Raw genomic sequence first — 15583 nt, forward strand, 5'->3', positions numbered from 1 at the left:
TCAACTTCTGGCGTTGATTTTTGGCACGCTGTTGAGTTCTCAAGGAACGGACGCTTCCTTTGTACTCACCCTCTCGGGCTTTCCTCCGGGCTTTCATTCTGTGTTCTTGCGTTTCCGACTCTATCAGACTCTTTCGGGCCTGACTCCCAGTCAGCGGGGTTTGTCTTCCGGGCTGTTGGGCCCTTCCGACTCCTGAACTCTAGCGGATTTCCCCGGCAACCGATAATCGGGCCTTCGGAAATGAATTCGGACATGCCGAATGCGTTCCCAGTGGGAGATCGTGCTGAGTAGGTTGCCGCTACGAGGCGGCGGATTCGTTGACGTCAGAACCTTTCGGCTCTGGGACAACTCGAAGAACCTTACGGACTGGTGAAGTCCGTGTCAACCTCCGAGGTCAACCGTGGTCAGCCCCGGGACTGGAGGTCCTCCACGCGGTCCAGGAGGCGGGTGAGCATGTCCCCCAGGACGCCGCGCTCGGCGGTGGAGAGGTCCTGGAGGAGGTCCTCCTCGAACACCGTGGCCGCGCGCATCGCGTCCAGCCACTTGCTCCGGCCCTCGTCCGTCAGCTCCACGATCACGCGGACGCGGTTGGACTCGTCCCGTTCCCGGGTGACCAGGCCCTCCGCCGTCATGCGGTCGATCCGGTGGGTCATCGCGGCCGGCGTGAGGCCGAGCTGCTTAGCCAGCTCGCTCGGGCCCATCCGGTAGGGCGCCCCGGAGATGACGAGGGCCTTGAGGACCTCCCACTCCGCGTTGCTGATGCCCAGGGCCGCCGTCTGGCGTCCGTACGCGACGTTCATGCGGCGGTTCAGTCGGCTGAGGGCCGAGACCACCTTCTCGACCTGGGGGTCGAGGTCCTGGAATTCGCGCTGGTAGACGGCGATCTGCTCGTCGAGGCTCGGCTCGGGGACGGGCACGGCGCCGTCGGGGGTGTCACCCATGCCCCGAAGTATGGCACGAGCTCGTTGGCGTCTAACTCCTTCGATGTGTAGTGTTAAGGCTTGAAGTTTAGGTATGAAGTCTTCAGGCTTCAGGTCTCAAAGGCAGGTGAGAAGTGACCAAGGTGATGGGCGCTGCGATGCGGCGGATCCAGGCCGGCAACGCGCTGACCGCGTTCGGCATCGGTTTCACGGTTCCGTTCCTCTACATCTACGTGGCGCAGGTGCGGGGTCTGGGCTCCATGGCGGCCACGAGTGCGTTCGTGGCGTTCGCCCTGGGTGCTCTCGTCGCGCTGCCCTTCACCGGTCGGGTCATCGACCGACGTGGTCCGGTGCCCGTGGTCATGGGTGCGGCCGTCGCGGCTTCGGTGGGCGCGTTGGCGCTCGGGCTGTCCACGGGGATCGTGCCGATCCTGCTGTCCGCCCTGGCGCTGGGCGCCGGGCAGGCCGTGATGCAGCCGGCGCTGGCCACGATGATCGTGTGGTGTTCGACGCCGAGCACCCGGACGCGGGCGTTCGCGCTGCAGTTCTTCATGCAGAACCTGGGTCTGGGCATCGGTGGTCTCGTCGGCGGTCAGATCGTCGACGAGAGCCGGCCCGGCAGCTTCACGCTGCTGTTCGGCATCGAGGCCGTGATGTTCCTGGTGCTGGCCGCGGTCATCGCGACCGTGCGGATGCCGCAGGTCACGGGCATCAGTGACGGGGTGGCCAAGGACGCGATGCCCGAGGGCGGCGGCTGGAGGCGGCTGCTGCGGCACAAGGCGATGGTGCAGCTGTGCGTGCTGGGCTTCGTGCTCTTCTTCGCCTGCTACGGACAGTTCGAGTCGGGTCTGGCGGCCTTCGGGACCGAGGCGGCGGGGATCTCCCCGTCCACGCTGGGGTTCGCGCTGGCGGCCAACACGGGTGCGATCGTCATCGCGCAGTTCGTGGTGCTGAAGCTGGTGGAGAAGCGGCGCAGGTCGCGGGTGATCGCGCTGGTCGGGCTGATCTGGACGGTCGCGTGGGTGATCGCCGGGTTCTCCGGGCTGGGGCACGGCAGCGCGATGATGGCGGCCGCCGCGTTCATCACGACGTACGCGCTGTTCGGCATCGGTGAGGCGATGCTGTCGCCGACGCTGGCGCCGCTGGTGGCGGATCTGGCGCCGGAGGGTTCGGTCGGGCAGTACAACTCGGCCTTCGCCCTGGTGAAGCAGATGGCGCTGGCGCTGGGTCCGCTCGGTGTGCCGCTGGGCGCGGGTGTGCCGATGCTGTACATCGGGGTGTTCGTGCTGGTGTCGCTGGGGATCGCGGGGCTGGCGCTGCGGCTCGGCCGGCAGCTGAGCCCGGCGCAGGACAACCCGTCGTCGGTGCGGGTCGCGGCGGAGCCGGTGGTGGTCGTGAAGGCGTCCGCCCCCGCGGAGCACGCGGCGGTGTAAGGGGAGAAGAGGCGCAGGGAAGAGGGAAGGGCCCGGTCCGGTGGATCGGGCCCTTCGTCGTGTGCGGCTACTTGTCCGGGAGGGCGAACTCGCACCAGACGGCCTTGCCGCCGCCCGGGGTGCGGCGGGAGCCCCAGGAGGAGGAGACGGTGGCGATGATCGAGATGCCGCGGCCGGTCTCGTCGGCGGGTTCGGCGCGGCGGTGGCGCGGGAGGTGGTCGTCGCCGTCGGTGACCTCGATGATCAGGCGGCGGTCGGTGCGGCGCAGGCGCAGGCGCATGGGTGGGGTGCCGTGCTGGAGGGAGTTCGCGACGAGTTCGCTGGCGGCGAGGACGCCGAGGTCGCACAGCTCGACCGGGAAGCGCCAGGAGGCGAGGACGCCTTGGGCGAAGGCGCGGGCGCGGGGGGCGGCCTCGACGCCGCCGAGGAGTTCCAGGGCGGCGTTGTGGAAGAGCTCGGCGTCGGCTCCGGTGCGGGCGGGTTGCTGGAGGACCATGACGGCGACGTCGTCGTCGTGGTCGGCGTCGACGCCGAGGGCGCGCATGAGGCGGTCGCAGACGACGGCGGGGGTGCCCTGGGCGCCGGCGAGGGCGCGTTCGAGGGTGGCGACGCCTTCGTCGATGTCCTCGCCGCGGCGTTCGACGAGGCCGTCGGTGTAGAGGACGGCGGTGGAGCCGGGGCCCAGGGCGATGGTGCCCGAGGTGTGGAGCCAGCCGCCGGTGCCGAGCGGGGGGCCGGTGGGGTCGGCGGCGCGGCGTACGGTGCCGTCCTGGTCGCGGACCAGGATGGGGAGGTGGCCGGCGGAGGCGTAGGCCAGGAGGCCCTCGTTGGGGTCGTGGACGGCGTAGACGCAGGTGGCGATCTGGCTGGCGTCGATCTCGGCGGCGAGGCCGTCGAGGAGCTGGAGCACCTCGTGCGGGGGCAGGTCGAGGCGGGCGTAGGCGCGGACGGCGGTGCGGAGCTGGCCCATGACGGCGGCGGCGCGGACGCCGCGGCCCATGACGTCGCCGATGACGAGGGCGGTGCGGCCGGCGCCGAGGGTGATGACGTCGTACCAGTCGCCGCCGACGGCCGCTTCGGTGCCGCCGGGTTGGTAGGTGGCGGCGATGCGCAGGTCGTCGGGTTGTTCCAGTTCCTGGGGCAGCAGGGAGCGCTGGAGGGTGACGGCGGCCTCGCGCTGGCGGCGTTCGCTGGCGCGCAGGCGGTCGACGGCCTCGGCGTGGTCGGTGACGTCGGCGAGGTGGACGAGGATCCCGGTGTGGTGGGGGTCGGTCGTGCCGTCGGTGCCGGCCTTGGGGAACTCGACGGGGGTGCAGGTGACGGTGTACGAGTTCCCGCCGCCGGGGGCGGTGCGGTTCTTGGCGGTGCGGGGCTTGCCGCTGCGCTGGACCTGGTCGAGGAGTTCGAGGAGGCCCAGTTCGCCGAGTTCGGGGAGGGCCTCGTGGGCGGGGGCGCCGGTGGTGCGGGGGCCGAAGCCGGCGGTGTAGGCGTCGTTGACGTAGGCGACGCGGTGTTCGGGGCCGTGGACGAGGGCGACGAGGGCCGGGAGCAGGCCGAGGACCTCGCGTACGGACAGCTCGTCGAGGGCGGGTACGGAGGGCAGGGGCGCGGTGCCGGTGCCGGAGACGGTGGCGTCGGCGGGGCTGCCGTCGGGGGGCGTGGGGGAGTGTCCTGCCGAGCCGCGGGCCGCGGGGACGGAGCCTTCGCCGCGTTTGGCCTGGGCGGCGGCGTGTTCGTTCCGGGCGGCGGCGCGGCGCTGCGTTCCGGGGAACCGGGCGCTCCAGCGCGTGAAGTTCACTGCGTTCAAGCCTCGTGGTGTCGCAGGGGGTCGCTGTGTCCGCGCCGGCTGCTGCCGGGCGGTGCCCCCGGGTCGGTCGCCGGTCGGTGTCGCTCGGTGAAGGTCACTCGGAATGTCACTGTGTGCAGGGGTGGGCCCACCTATGGTCACACGTCCGGTGGGGCCGAGCGCACGGTCGACGTCAGCTCTGTCCGTCCTGTGGGGGGTGGGGGGCGGGGCCGGGCGAGGGGGGTCGGGGGCCGGCGCCGGCGGCGAGTTCGAATTCTGCCCTGGGGTGTTCGAGGGAGCCTAGGGAGACGATCTCGCGTTTGAACAGCCCCGAGAGGGTCCATTCGGCGAGGACGCGCATTTTGCGGTTGAAGGTGGGGACGCGGCTGAGGTGGTAGGCGCGGTGCATGAACCAGGCCGGGTAGCCCTTGATCTTGCGTCCGTAGATGTGGGCGACGCCCTTGTGGAGGCCGAGGGAGGCGACGGAGCCGGCGTACTTGTGGGCGTACTCGGTGAGGACCTCGTCGTGGAGGGCGGCGGTGAGGTTGTCGGCGAGTTGTTTGGCCTGGCGTACGGCGTGCTGGGCGTTGGGGGCGCACATCCGGCCGGCTTCGGGGGCGGTGATGTCGGGGACGGCGGCGGCGTCTCCGGCGGCCCAGGCGTGTTCGACGCCCTCGACGGTGAGGAAGGAGGTGCAGACGAGGCGGCCGTGTTCGTTGCGGGGGAGGTCGGAGGCGGCGACGACGGGGTGGGGTTTGACGCCGGCGGTCCAGACGACGGTGCGGGTGGGGAAGCGGGTGCCGTCGCTGAGGACGGCGACGCGGTTCTCGCAGGATTCGAGGCGGGTTTCGAGGCGGACGTCGATGTTGCGGCGGCGCAGTTCGCGGACGGTGTAGGTGCCCATCTCGGGGCCGACCTCGGGGAGGATGCGGTCGCTGGCCTCGACCAGCACCCATTTCATGTCCTCGGGCTTGACGTTGTGGTAGTAGCGGGCGGCGTAGCGGGCCATGTCCTCCAGCTCGCCGAGTGCCTCGACGCCGGCGTAGCCGCCGCCGACGAAGACGAAGGTGAGGGCGGCGTCGCGGATGGCGGGGTCGCGGGTGGAGGAGGCGATGTCCATCTGCTCGATGACGTGGTTGCGCAGGCCGATGGCCTCTTCGACGGTCTTGAAGCCGATGCCGTAGTCGGCGAGGCCGGGGACGGGCAGGGTGCGGGAGACGGAGCCGGGGGCGAGGACGAGTTCGTCGTAGGCGATCTCGATGTCCCCCGTGCCCTCCTCGGCGGTGGCGAGGGTGGTGACGGTGGCGGTCCGTTTGGCGTGGTCGATGCGGCGGGCCTCGCCGATGACGATGCGGCAGCGGTCGAGGACGCGGCGCAGGGGGACCACGACGTGGCGCGGCGAGATGGAGCCGGCGGCGGCTTCGGGGAGGAAGGGCTGGTAGGTCATGTACGGCTCGGGGGTGACCACCGTGATCTCGACCTCGCCGGATCTCAGCTTTCGCTGGAGGCCGAGGGCCGTGTACATGCCGACGTATCCGCCGCCGACGACGAGGATGCGCGTGCGGGGCGGGGTACCGGGGGCGTCGCCCCGCGAGTTAGCAGCCTTCACCATCCCATGACGCCCCCTGGCCGGGAGTTTGTCCACAGCCCCGACAAATTGTGTGACCGGTGGGGCCTGCGTGACGGGGTCGTCAGGGGGGTCATGTTTGGCTGGAACTGTGCAGGTCAGAGCGTGCGGAGGGGGCGATTCCGGGGGCTTCCGCCGGAAAAGTGGGGGTGAATGCTCCGATCGGGCGGCGCTCCGTCCGGGGCTGCCTCTTCTGAATTGACTCTGGCTCAACTATGTTCGTATCTCGTCGAGGAGTAGGACCAGGGCCTCATGACCGTGGCCCCCCTCGACGTGAAGGCGGGGAGTCTCCGGGGGGAGACAAAATGATTACCGGGGGATACATATGCACATTTCCGATTTCCATGGCTCTGCCACCGCTCTGTCCGCGTCCGCGGAGAGCGGCGGGCGCATGATGACGGGCGCCACCACCCACGGTGTGGGTCGCTCCACGCCCCTGCGCGTCGACGCGCAGCGCAACCTGGAGCACGTCCTGCGGGCGGCCCGCGAGGTCTTCGGCGAGCTCGGCTACGGGGCTCCGATGGAGGACGTGGCGCGGCGCGCGCGGGTCGGTGTCGGAACCGTCTACCGGCGGTTCCCGAGCAAGGACGTCCTGGTCCGTCGGATAGCCGAGGAGGAGACCGCTCGGCTCACCGAACAGGCCCAGTCCGCTCTGGGTCAGGAGGAGGAGCCGTGGCAGGCGCTGTCGCGCTTCCTGCGCACCTCCGTGGCCTCGGGTGCCGGGCGGCTGCTGCCGCCCCAGGTGCTGCGCGTCGGCGCGGCGGCGGAGGACGCGGCCGCGGAGGAGGCGGCCGCGCGGGTTCCGCACCAGCGTCAGGCCGTGGCGAACGGGTCGACCTCGGGGCCGGAGCTTCGGGTCGTGGGCTCGCGCACCTCCCTGGAGGACGAGCCGTCGGAGGACGCCGGCGCGGGTGCGCTGCTGGAGGTCGTCGGCCGGCTCGTGGACCGTGCCCGGGAGGCCGGGGAGCTGCGGACCGACGTCACGGTGGCCGACGTGCTGCTCGTGATCGCCACCGCCGCGCCGGCGCTGCCGGACCCGCAGCAGCAGGCCGCGGCCTCGGCCCGACTGCTGGACATCCTGCTGGAGGGCCTGCGTTCGCGTACGGCCTGACGGTGGTCCGCGGGTGAGGTGCCCGCGGTCGAGGTGGGAAACGCTTCGCGCGGGGGGTTCCGCGCGGGGCGTTTTTCGCCTTTCCGGGGACGGTTCGGGCGTCGGCCGGAACGGTTCGGGCGTCAACCCGGGCGCGGGCGCGGTCGGTCGCACGTACGGGTGAGGCGCAGGTCGGCGCGGGGGGCGGGGCGAGGGAGCCCGCACGGACGGGTGGATGGTGCGGGGACGGGGCCGGGGCACCCGCGCCGTGTGACACGCTGGATCGGTGTACCGGTTCGAGTGTGTCGTGCGAGGGCTGCCGCGATGAGCGTTGACGGACGGGACGGGGCTCCCGGGGGCGCGGCCGGCGACGTCGAGGCGGGCGGCCCGCCCGCCCGGCAGGTACCGGCCCAGCGCGAACCCGGGGGCCGGCACGCCGCCTCGGGGGCGTCGGGGGCCTCGGGAGCTTCGGGCGCCGATCTGCCGCCGTCCGACGCCGACTTGGTCGCGCGGATGCGCGCGGGCGACGACGGCGCGTACGAGGAACTGTTCCGCCGGCACGCCGATGCCGTACGCCGGTACGCGCGCACCTGCTGCCGCGACGGCCACACCGCCGACGACCTGACCGCCGAGGTGTTCGCCCGGACCCTCCAGGCGGTGCGCGGCGGCGCCGGGCCGGACCACTCGGTGCGCGCCTATCTGTTGACCACCGTGCGGCGGGTGGCCGCCGCGTGGGCGAAGACCGCCCGGCGCGAGCACCTGGTCGAGGACTTCGCGGTGTTCGCGGAGCAGGCCGCCGGCGGTTCCGAGGGGGCGGCGGGCGCGCTGGCGCAGGGCGACACGCTGGAACTGGGCGCCGACGTACGGGCGATGCACGAGGCGGAGCGTTCGCTCGCCATGCAGGCCTTCCGGAGCCTGCCCGAACGGTGGCAGGCGGTGCTGTGGCACACCACCGTCGAGGAGTCCTCGCCGAGCGCGATCGCCCCGCTGTTCGGGCTGAGCGCCAACGCGACGGCGGTACTGGCCAGTCGGGCCCGCGAGGGCCTCAAGCAGGCTTACCTCCAGGCGCACGTGAGCTCCGCGCTGAGCGCCGGCGGCGACTGCGCGCGGTACGCGGACCGGCTCGGCGCGTACGCGCGGGGCGGCCTGCGGATGCGGGCGGAGCGCGGGTTGCGGCGGCACCTGGAGGAGTGCGCGCAGTGCCGGCTGGCCGCCGGGGAGCTGAAGGACGTCAACGCCGGGATCCCCGCCCTGCTGCCGGTCGCGGTCATCGGGTGGTTCGCCGCCGGGTACGCCGCCAAGGCGGCCGGGGTGGTGGCCGGTGGGGTCGCCGCCGCCGGGGGTGCGGGGGCCGCGGCCGCCGCGTCGGGAGGCGGCGCCGCGGGTGGTGCGGCCGGAGCCGCGGGGGCGGCCGGGGCCGGTGGTTCGGCTGCCGGCGCGGGGGCCGGTGGGGCCGCCGGGGCCGGTGGGGCGGGCGGGGGCGGGGCCGGCGGTGCGGGCGGGGCCGTGGTGTCGGAGGGGCTGGGGTTGCCGGCCAAGGCCGCCATCGCCGCCGGCATAGCGGTCGCGGCGGCCGCCGGGGTGGTGTTCGCCCTGGCCGGGGACGAGCCCGAGCCGCAGGCCGTCGACCGGCCCGCCCCGGGCGTGGTGGCGCCCGCCGTGCCCGTGGCCCCGAAGACGCCCGCGTCCACCCCGCCCGGGACGCCCCCGGCCGACGGGCCGCAGCCGGCCGCGCCGGGACCCGTACCGGCGAGGCCGAGCGCGACGCCCTCCGCCACGGCGTCGAGCCCGGCCCCCGCGCGGCCGGCACCGCCGGCGCCGAGCGCGTCCCGGCAGAGCCCGAAGCCCTCCCCCTCCCCGACCCGGGCGAAGCCGTCGCCCACGCCGACACCACCGCCGCCGCCCCGGCCCTCGGAGGGGTTCCGGCTCGCTTCGCTGCGGCACGCGCCGCTGGGACCGCACACCGGCCCCGAGGTGGAGACCTGGCGCAGCAGCTGGGTGTGGCAGCGGTGGGGGTTGGAGGTCGGGGGGCGGCACTTCTCGCAGGGGATCACCGTCCACTCCCGTTCCTCCGTGGAGATCACCCTCAACCGGCAGTGCACGGACTTCTCGGCGCGCGCCGGGGTGGACGGGCTGTCCCTGCTGACCGACGGCCGGGTCCGCTTCTCCGTCTACGGGGACGGCACGCGGCTGTGGCGCTCCGAGGCGCTCGGCCTCGGGGACGCGCCGGCGGCCGTCTCCGTGCCGCTGGCCGGGCACCGGACCGTACGGCTCGTGGTGGAGCAGGCCGGGCAGGGGCACCTGCCGACGCTGGCGAGCTGGGCCGACGCGGTGATCAACTGCCGGTGAGCCCGGTGCGCCCGTCGGGTGCGTCGCGTCCGGTGAGTTCCGCGAGTTCGGCGGCGACCTCCGCCGGGCTCAGCGCCTCGCCCGCGACCCGGGCCCGCTCGTGCGCGGCCGGGCCGAGGACGGCGAGGGTGCGCGCCGGGAGGTCCTCGACCAGGTCCCGCTCCGGTGCCGAGCGGGGGTCGGGGCCGCGCCAGACCCCGGCGGCCGCGAGGACCCGTACGCTCTCGGCCGCGAGGCCGGCGTCCGCCAGCAGCAGTGCGGCGATCTCGGCGGCCTCGGCCAGGACGCGTTCGGCGCAGCGGGCGGCGACGGCCCTGGCGAGGGAGGGCGCGATGACCGCCAGCCCGGCCCGCGGGCCGTGGTCGTGGGCGGCGACGAGGGCCTCCACGATGTCCGTGCCGGCGGCGAACTGCGGGGGCGTGTTGACCCGCGAGGCCTCCTTGCGGGCCTCCGCGCACCCTTCACGGGCCGCCTCGACGTCGCCGCGGCGCAGGGCGAGCAGCGCGCCGAGGAGGCAGATGAAGCCCCGGGCGTCGTACACGCCGCCGTAGAGCCGCGCCTCGGCGTCGGCCTCCTCGACGAGCCGCGCGGCCTCGGCGTAGTCGCCCTCGCAGTAGGCGGTCTCGGCGATCCGGGCGATGGCGAAGGGCGCCTCGGTGTGGGCCCCGACCTCGTGGGCCAGGCGCAGGCATTCCTCGTACTCGGCGCGGGCCTCGGGGTAGCGGCCGTGCGCGAGGGCGGCCTCGCCGGCGGCGCTGGCCACCTGGGCGCGCGTCCAGCGGTCTCCGGTCCGCTCGGCGATCAGGTGCAGTTCGGCGAGGTCGTCGTCGAGGGTGGGCAGGCCGCCGGTGAGGTCGATGGCGACGTGCGTGCGGAGCATGAGGGTGACACCGAGCTCCCAGTCGCCGGCGTGCCGGCGGCAGTTCTCCACGGAGAGGTCGAGGCTGGCGTGGAAGTCGGCGTTGTCCCCGGTGAGGAAGCAGGTCGCGGGCCAGAGCATGCCGGGGAAGCGGGTGGTCTCCGGGGAGCCGTGGCGGAAGGTCTCCCTGATGCGGGTGGCGAGGGCGATGTGCTCGGGCTTGCGGAAGTTGTCCGCGGGGCCGGTCTCGGCGAGCAGGAACATGTGCAGGACCTGCAGGCGCATGGAGCGCCAGTACGCGTCCGTGCCCTCGGGGGGCTCCGGCGGACAGGCGGCGAGCACGCGGGCGGTCCACTCGGCGCCCTCGCCGCGGTAGTTGCGCAGCCACCAGAACCAACCGAGGGCGAAGACGAGGCGTTGGGCGGTTTCGGTGTCGGGGTCGGCGTCCGGGCCGGAGAGCTCGGTCGCGGTGTGGAGGGCGGAGCGGAGGTTGTCGAGTTCGGTCTCGACGCGGCGGATCCAGGGGAGTTGTTCGGCGCAGCGGAGCTTGGGCTCGGCCTCCTCGGCGAGGGCGAGGTAGTGCGCCCGGTGGCGGCGGGTGACGGCGCGGGCGTCGTCGGGATCGACGCCGGCGTGCGCGGCGTGCCGTTCGGAGGCGTACTCGTGGATGGTCTCCAGCATGCGGTAGCGCATGCCGTCGGGGCCCGGTTCGGCGACGACGAGGGACTTGTCGACGAGGGAGCCGAGGACGTCGGCCACCTCGTAGGACGGGTCGGCGCAGACGGCTTCGGCGGCGGTCAGGTCGCAGCCGCCGGCGAACACCGACAGGCGGGTGAGGGCGGTGCGCTCGGCGGCGTCGAGGAGGTCCCAGGACCAGTCCACGACGGCGCGCAGGGTCTGCTGGCGCGGCAGCAGGGTGCGGGCGCCGCCGGTCAGCAGGCGGAAGCGGTCGTCGAGGCGGTCGGCGATCTGGCGCGGGGTGAGCAGCCGCAGCCGGGCGGCGGCCAGCTCGATCGCCAGCGGCAGCCCGTCCAGGCGGGCGCAGATCTCCGCGACGGCGGCCGGATCCTCGGCGACGGTGAAGCCGGGGCGGGCGGCGGCGGCCCGGTCGGCGAAGAGCCGGTGCGCGGGGGCCGGCGGCAGGGGCTCGACGGGGCGCAGGAACTCCCCCGGCACGCCCAGGGGCTCCCGGCTGGTGGCCAGGATCCGTACGTCGGGGCAGTGGGTGAGGAGGCGTTCGGCGAGCTCGGCGGCGGCGCCGATGACGTGCTCGCAGTTGTCCAGGACGAGGAGGAGGCGGCGGTGCGCGCAGTGGTCGACGAGGAGGGTGAGCGGATCCTCGGGCGGGGTCTTCTCCCGGGCGACGAGGCTGTTCTCGCGCAGGCCGAGCGCGCTGAGGACGGCGCCGGGGACGGCGGCGGGGTGGTCGAGGCGGGCCAGCTCGACGAGCCAGCCGGATTCCGGTTGGTCGGCGGCGGCGTGCTCGGCGAGGCGGGTCTTCCCGGAACCGCCGGGGCCGGTGAGGGTGACGAGGCGGAAGCGCGCGAGGTCGCCGGCGAGGGTGGCGAGCTCGGGTTCGCGGCCGACGAAGGAGGTGAGGCGGGGGCGGAGGTTGCCGCGCGGGTGCGGGGGCGGGAGGGGGAGGGGGAGCGGCGGGGTGTCGGGGCCGGTCGGGTCGGCGTTCGGGCCGGTCGGGTCTGCGTTCGGGTCGGCCGGTTTGGCGGTCGGGTCGGCCCGGTCGGCGTCGCCCGGCGGGGGCCCCGGCCGGAGGAGTTCGGCGTGCAGGGCGCGCAGCTGCGGGCCGGGGTCGGTGCCCAGGGCGTCGGCGAGGACGGCGCGGGTGCGCTCGTAGGCGGCCAGGGCGTCGGCGGGGCGGCCGGCCGCGCGGAGCGCGCGCAGCTGCTGGGCGCGCAGGGCCTCGTCGTACGGGTGCTCGTGGATCAGCGCCTCGATCTCCGGGAGCAGTCCGGCCGCGGTGGGGGCGCCGGGGCGGCCGAGGCTGCGCAGGTCCGCCTCGACGCGGTCGCGCAGGGCGGTGGCGCGGCGGGCCTCGGGGGCGGAGGCGTAGGCGGTGCGGGCCGGTTCGCGGAGGTCGGCGAGGGCGGGGCCGCGCCACAGGGCGAGGGCCTCGCGCAGGGTCGCGGCGGCGGTGGCGGGGTCGGTGGACAGCTCCCGGCCGCCGTGGGCGGCGAGGCGGTTGAAGCGGTGGAGGTCGACGTCCTCGCGGGCGGCGGCGAGGCGGTAGCCGCCGGTGGGGTCGGCGAGGATCCGGTCGCGGGAGCCGAGGGCGCGGCGCAGGCGGGAGACGAGGGCCTGGAGGGCGGCGGGGGCGTCCTTGGGCGGGGCGTCGCCCCAGACCTCGTCGACCAGTGCGGCGACGGGCGCGGCGGCCGGACCCCCGGCGCGCAGGGCGAGGGCGGTGAGGAGCGCGCGCAGGCGGGCGCCGCCGAGGGGTAGGGGGGCGCCGGTCTCGTCATGGGCCTCGGTGACGCCGAGGATGAGGTACCGCACCGGGCAATTCTGCCTTGCCCGGGAGGGGGGTGCGCGGGGCTTTGTCGCCGGCGGGGGCCGTGGGGGGCGGGCATCGCGGCGGTTTCCCGGGGGGATCAGAATGGGGCGGCCGGATCCACCCGACGGGGGCGGCGGGCGCCGAACGACGGGGGGTGCGGGAACGTGGACGTCCTGATGGTCGTGGGATTCGTCCTGCTGCTGGTGGGGATCTCGGTGTGGCGGGACTCCCGGCGCCGGCGCCGGGGCGGCGGCTCCGGCGGGTCGCGCGGGCGTTGGTCGGGCGGCGACGGAGGAGGCGGCGGCTACGGGTGCGGGGGCGGGTCCTCGTGCGGGTCGTCCTCCTGCGGGGGTGGCGGCGACTGACCCTCGCGGGGCCCCCGCCCCCGCCCCCGCCGCCCGGGCCTCAGCGGCTCGTCAGGCGGGGCAGGGGGGACTGCGGGTGGGGCACGGCGCGCCGGCGGGGGGTGGTGGTGCCCGTCCAGCAGGTGCCGCGGCGGGACAGGAGGCGGCGCAGCCACAGTTCCATCGAGACGAGTTCCGCGAGTCCGTCCAGCGGTACGGGGGTGCCGTCGGCGGCGTCGGCCAGGGCCTGCCGGACGGCCCGGGTGTCGATGAGGCCCGCGTCGGCGAGGAGCGGGGCCCGGAACAGGTCGAGGAGTTCGGGCAGGGCGGCGCGCAGCCCGAGCCGGGTGGCGGTCTCGTTCGGGGTGTGGGCGGTGACGCCCCAGCCGGGCGGCAGTTCGCGTACGCCGGCGGAGGCGAGGACGCCGCGCAGGATCGCGGCGCGGGCACCGGGTTGCACCCGCAGGGACTCGGGCAGGGCGCGCGCGGCCCGGACGACCTGGTTGTCCAGGAAGGGGGCGTGCAGGCGCTGGCTGCGGACCTCGACGGCCTGCTCGAAGACCCGGTGGTCGGCGGCGTGGCGGGCCAGCACCGCGCGGGCGCGGGCCTCGCCGGGGCGCAGGGACAGCGGCGGGCGGCCGGCGGCGGCTCCGAGACGGATCGATACTTCCGCGAGCGCTTCGCCGGTGAGCCAGCGTGCGGCCGGCCCGGGTCGGGCCCAGGTCAGGGCGGCGAGGGAGGCGTCGACCGGCCCCGAGGGACCGGCGCCGAGGCCGCCTTCGCGCAGCCGGGCGGCGGCGGCCTCGATGCCGGCGCGGTACGGCGTACGGGCGAGGCGGCGGGCGGCGGAGTAGACGGAGAAGGGGACGAGCAGGGGGCCTTCGGGCGCGGAGCGGGCGAGGGCCGCGACGGGGCGCAGCAGGTGCCGGCGGCGGCGGTCGAGCAGGAGGTCGGCCATGCGGGCGGGGTGGGCGTCGAGGACCTGGCGGGCTCCGTGGCCGGTGAAGTGGTCGGCGGAACCGGCCGCCAGTCGGCGCCGTTCGCGGGCGGCGGAGACGAGGGAGGGGCCGGGTTCGTCGGTCAGGGGGCCGTCGAGGTCGGCGTACGGGAGGGCTTCGGCGGCGGCGGCCACGACGACGTGGTGGAGGCGGGGGTCGCCCGCGATGGCGTGGGCGCGTTCGAGTTCGCCTTCGCGGCCCTGCGGGGTGGCGAGGTCGTTGAAGGTGACGGCGAGGAGGCGCGAGCCGGTGCCGGGCAGGGTGCCGGGGGCGCCGGGGAGTCCGGCGGCGAGCAGGGCCAGGGTCGCGGAGGCGCTGCCGCCGGAGAGGTCGGCCCCCACGCCCGGGGCGGGGGCGCCGCGGGCGGCGCGCCGGTCGGCGGGGCCCATGCCGGGGACGGGGCCGGGGTCTGGAACAAGTGTCTCGGGAGCATGCCGGGGAGCCGTGAGCCGGGCGCGCACCGCGTCGACCAACGCTTCGCGTACGCCCTCCACCGCGCGCTCGGGGTCGGCCTCGGGGGCGGCCACCGCGAGGGAGGCGACGGGCTCGTAGCCGGTGATCTCCCGGGAGCCCTCGCGCAGGATCAGGGTGTGTCCGGGCGGGATGCGCCGGACGCCCGCGTACGGGGTGCCGTCGCCCAGGGCCTCGGGGCTGTCGGGGCAGGCCAGCAGGGCGGCGAGGTGGCCGATGTCGAGCTGCGCCTCGATGAGGTCGGCGAGGGGGAGGGCGGCGGTGGCGTAGGCGGTGCCGCCGGCCCAGGGGGTGTAGAAGACGGGTCTGGCGCCGGCGAGGTCGCCGAGGACGGTGATGCGGCGGCCGGCCTGGACGACGGCCGTGTAGCTGCCGGACCACTCGGTGAGGTGGCGCAGGGCGCCGCCGCGCGCGGCGTAGAGGGCGCGGCGCAGTTCGGCGTCGGTGGCGCCGCAGCAGCCGAGGACGGCGAGGCGGGTGAAGGGGTCCGCGGGGTCGGCGGTGACGGTGCGGATCTCGTCGGGGCGCCAGTCGCCGACGGCCCACAGGGGGTCGGGGTCGCCCCACAGGAGTTGGGCGCCGACGGGGTGGACCGTGCGGTCTGCGTCCGCCGCGGCCGGGTCGTCGGCGTGGGCGGCGTCCGCGAGGCCTCCGCGGGGCGGGTCGGCGCGGGGGTGGTGGGGGCCGGGGTCGTGACCGAAGACGGACCGGTCCCCCTGGCCGGAGACTCGTCCGGCCGTGCCGAAGTGCGCGGCGATACTGCTCCAGCCGACCAACCAGCGCACCGCCGCCTCCCCCAGCCCGTGGGCACATGACCGGGGCAACGGACGGCACGGACGAGACGGTCAGCGCGGAGGGCGCGGCCGGCGGGGCCCCGAGTGGCTCGGGTCCCATGCTGCCACGAGACGGGCGTGCGAGAGTGGCTTCGGGGGCGTGCATGTAAACGAACACGCCTCGGCCACGCGGTGTTTGATGTTCCGTTCCCCCCGTCCCACAGTCTGGTTTCGGCCATTCTTCGGCCGTACCGGCCGCCCGTGCCGGGCGGTGGGCGGCGCGCGGTCCGGGAGGCGGGATCCACCCCCCGGACCGTTCCGCCACCCGCGGGGATTGAGGCAGCGGCATCCCCCGGCCCACCGGATCCACTCGGTGGGCCGACCCACGCACCGCACATCGAATCGCCGGGCCCCGGGACCGGCC

Annotated in this window: 9 protein-coding genes; 4 read left to right on the top strand and 5 right to left on the bottom strand. The window is 75.1% G+C overall.

What is annotated here, in order from left to right; translation table 11 throughout:
- Positions 1–196, top strand: a 196-nt coding sequence (locus AB0D01_RS26385) for a hypothetical protein (RefSeq protein ID WP_363059411.1), incomplete at its 5' end; no start/stop codon positions are given.
- A gap of 208 nt (positions 197–404) precedes the next feature.
- Here the strand turns inward: AB0D01_RS26385 and AB0D01_RS26390 are convergent.
- Positions 405–941, bottom strand: coding sequence for a MarR family transcriptional regulator (locus tag AB0D01_RS26390; protein WP_363059413.1), 537 nt, complete (start codon positions 939–941; stop codon positions 405–407).
- Positions 942–1066: 125 nt separating this feature from the next.
- On the opposite strand from AB0D01_RS26390, the gene AB0D01_RS26395 reads away from it, so the two are divergent.
- Entirely contained in the window at positions 1067–2353 is a 1287-nt protein-coding gene (locus AB0D01_RS26395) for an MFS transporter (RefSeq protein WP_363059597.1), read from the top strand.
- Between the two features lie 67 nt (positions 2354–2420).
- On the opposite strand, the gene AB0D01_RS26400 is transcribed toward AB0D01_RS26395, so the two are convergent.
- Positions 2421–4151, bottom strand: a complete 1731-nt coding sequence (locus AB0D01_RS26400; protein WP_363059599.1) for an ATP-binding SpoIIE family protein phosphatase — start codon at positions 4149–4151, stop codon at positions 2421–2423.
- A gap of 181 nt (positions 4152–4332) precedes the next feature.
- The gene (locus AB0D01_RS26405) at positions 4333–5751 is read right to left on the bottom strand and encodes an NAD(P)/FAD-dependent oxidoreductase (protein ID WP_363059415.1); all 1419 of its coding nucleotides are present in this window, start codon (positions 5749–5751) and stop codon (positions 4333–4335) included.
- Positions 5752–6091: 340 nt separating this feature from the next.
- Here AB0D01_RS26405 and AB0D01_RS26410 point away from each other — a divergent pair, with 340 nt between their 5' ends.
- Both AB0D01_RS26410 and AB0D01_RS26415 read left to right on the top strand, forming a co-directional pair.
- Positions 6092–6877: a helix-turn-helix domain-containing protein gene (locus AB0D01_RS26410; RefSeq protein ID WP_363059417.1), complete on the top strand. Its 786-nt coding sequence runs from the start codon at positions 6092–6094 to the stop codon at positions 6875–6877.
- A gap of 303 nt (positions 6878–7180) precedes the next feature.
- Positions 7181–9205, top strand: a complete 2025-nt coding sequence (locus AB0D01_RS26415; protein ID WP_363059419.1) for a sigma-70 family RNA polymerase sigma factor — start codon at positions 7181–7183, stop codon at positions 9203–9205.
- On the opposite strand, the gene AB0D01_RS26420 is transcribed toward AB0D01_RS26415, so the two are convergent.
- Together AB0D01_RS26420 and AB0D01_RS26425 are read right to left on the bottom strand one after the other, a co-directional pair.
- Positions 9192–12575 carry a BTAD domain-containing putative transcriptional regulator gene (locus AB0D01_RS26420; protein ID WP_363059421.1) on the bottom strand — a complete coding sequence of 1128 codons (3384 nt, stop codon included), beginning with the start codon at positions 12573–12575 and terminating at the stop codon, positions 9192–9194. The genes AB0D01_RS26415 and AB0D01_RS26420 overlap by 14 nt on opposite strands.
- A gap of 403 nt (positions 12576–12978) precedes the next feature.
- Positions 12979–15171 (bottom strand): asparagine synthase-related protein, encoded by a 2193-nt coding sequence (locus tag AB0D01_RS26425; protein ID WP_363059423.1) that lies wholly within the window; start codon positions 15169–15171, stop codon positions 12979–12981.
- Positions 15172–15583: the final 412 nt, after the last annotated feature.

The sequence above is a fragment of the Streptomyces sp. NPDC048606 genome, from assembly GCF_040650855.1.
GTDB lineage: Bacteria > Actinomycetota > Actinomycetes > Streptomycetales > Streptomycetaceae > Streptomyces.

What these genes read in the sequence shown, in the direction of transcription:
- AB0D01_RS26415 (WP_363059419.1), top strand. Translation starts at nt 7,181, where the DNA reads ATGAGCGTTGACGGACGGGACGGGGCTCCCGGGGGCGCGGCCGGCGAC.
- AB0D01_RS26405 (WP_363059415.1), bottom strand. Translation starts at nt 5,751, where the DNA reads ATGGTGAAGGCTGCTAACTCGCGGGGCGACGCCCCCGGTACCCCGCCC.
- AB0D01_RS26395 (WP_363059597.1), top strand. Translation starts at nt 1,067, where the DNA reads ATGGGCGCTGCGATGCGGCGGATCCAGGCCGGCAACGCGCTGACCGCG.
- AB0D01_RS26410 (WP_363059417.1), top strand. Translation starts at nt 6,092, where the DNA reads ATGCACATTTCCGATTTCCATGGCTCTGCCACCGCTCTGTCCGCGTCC.
- AB0D01_RS26390 (WP_363059413.1), bottom strand. Translation starts at nt 941, where the DNA reads ATGGGTGACACCCCCGACGGCGCCGTGCCCGTCCCCGAGCCGAGCCTC.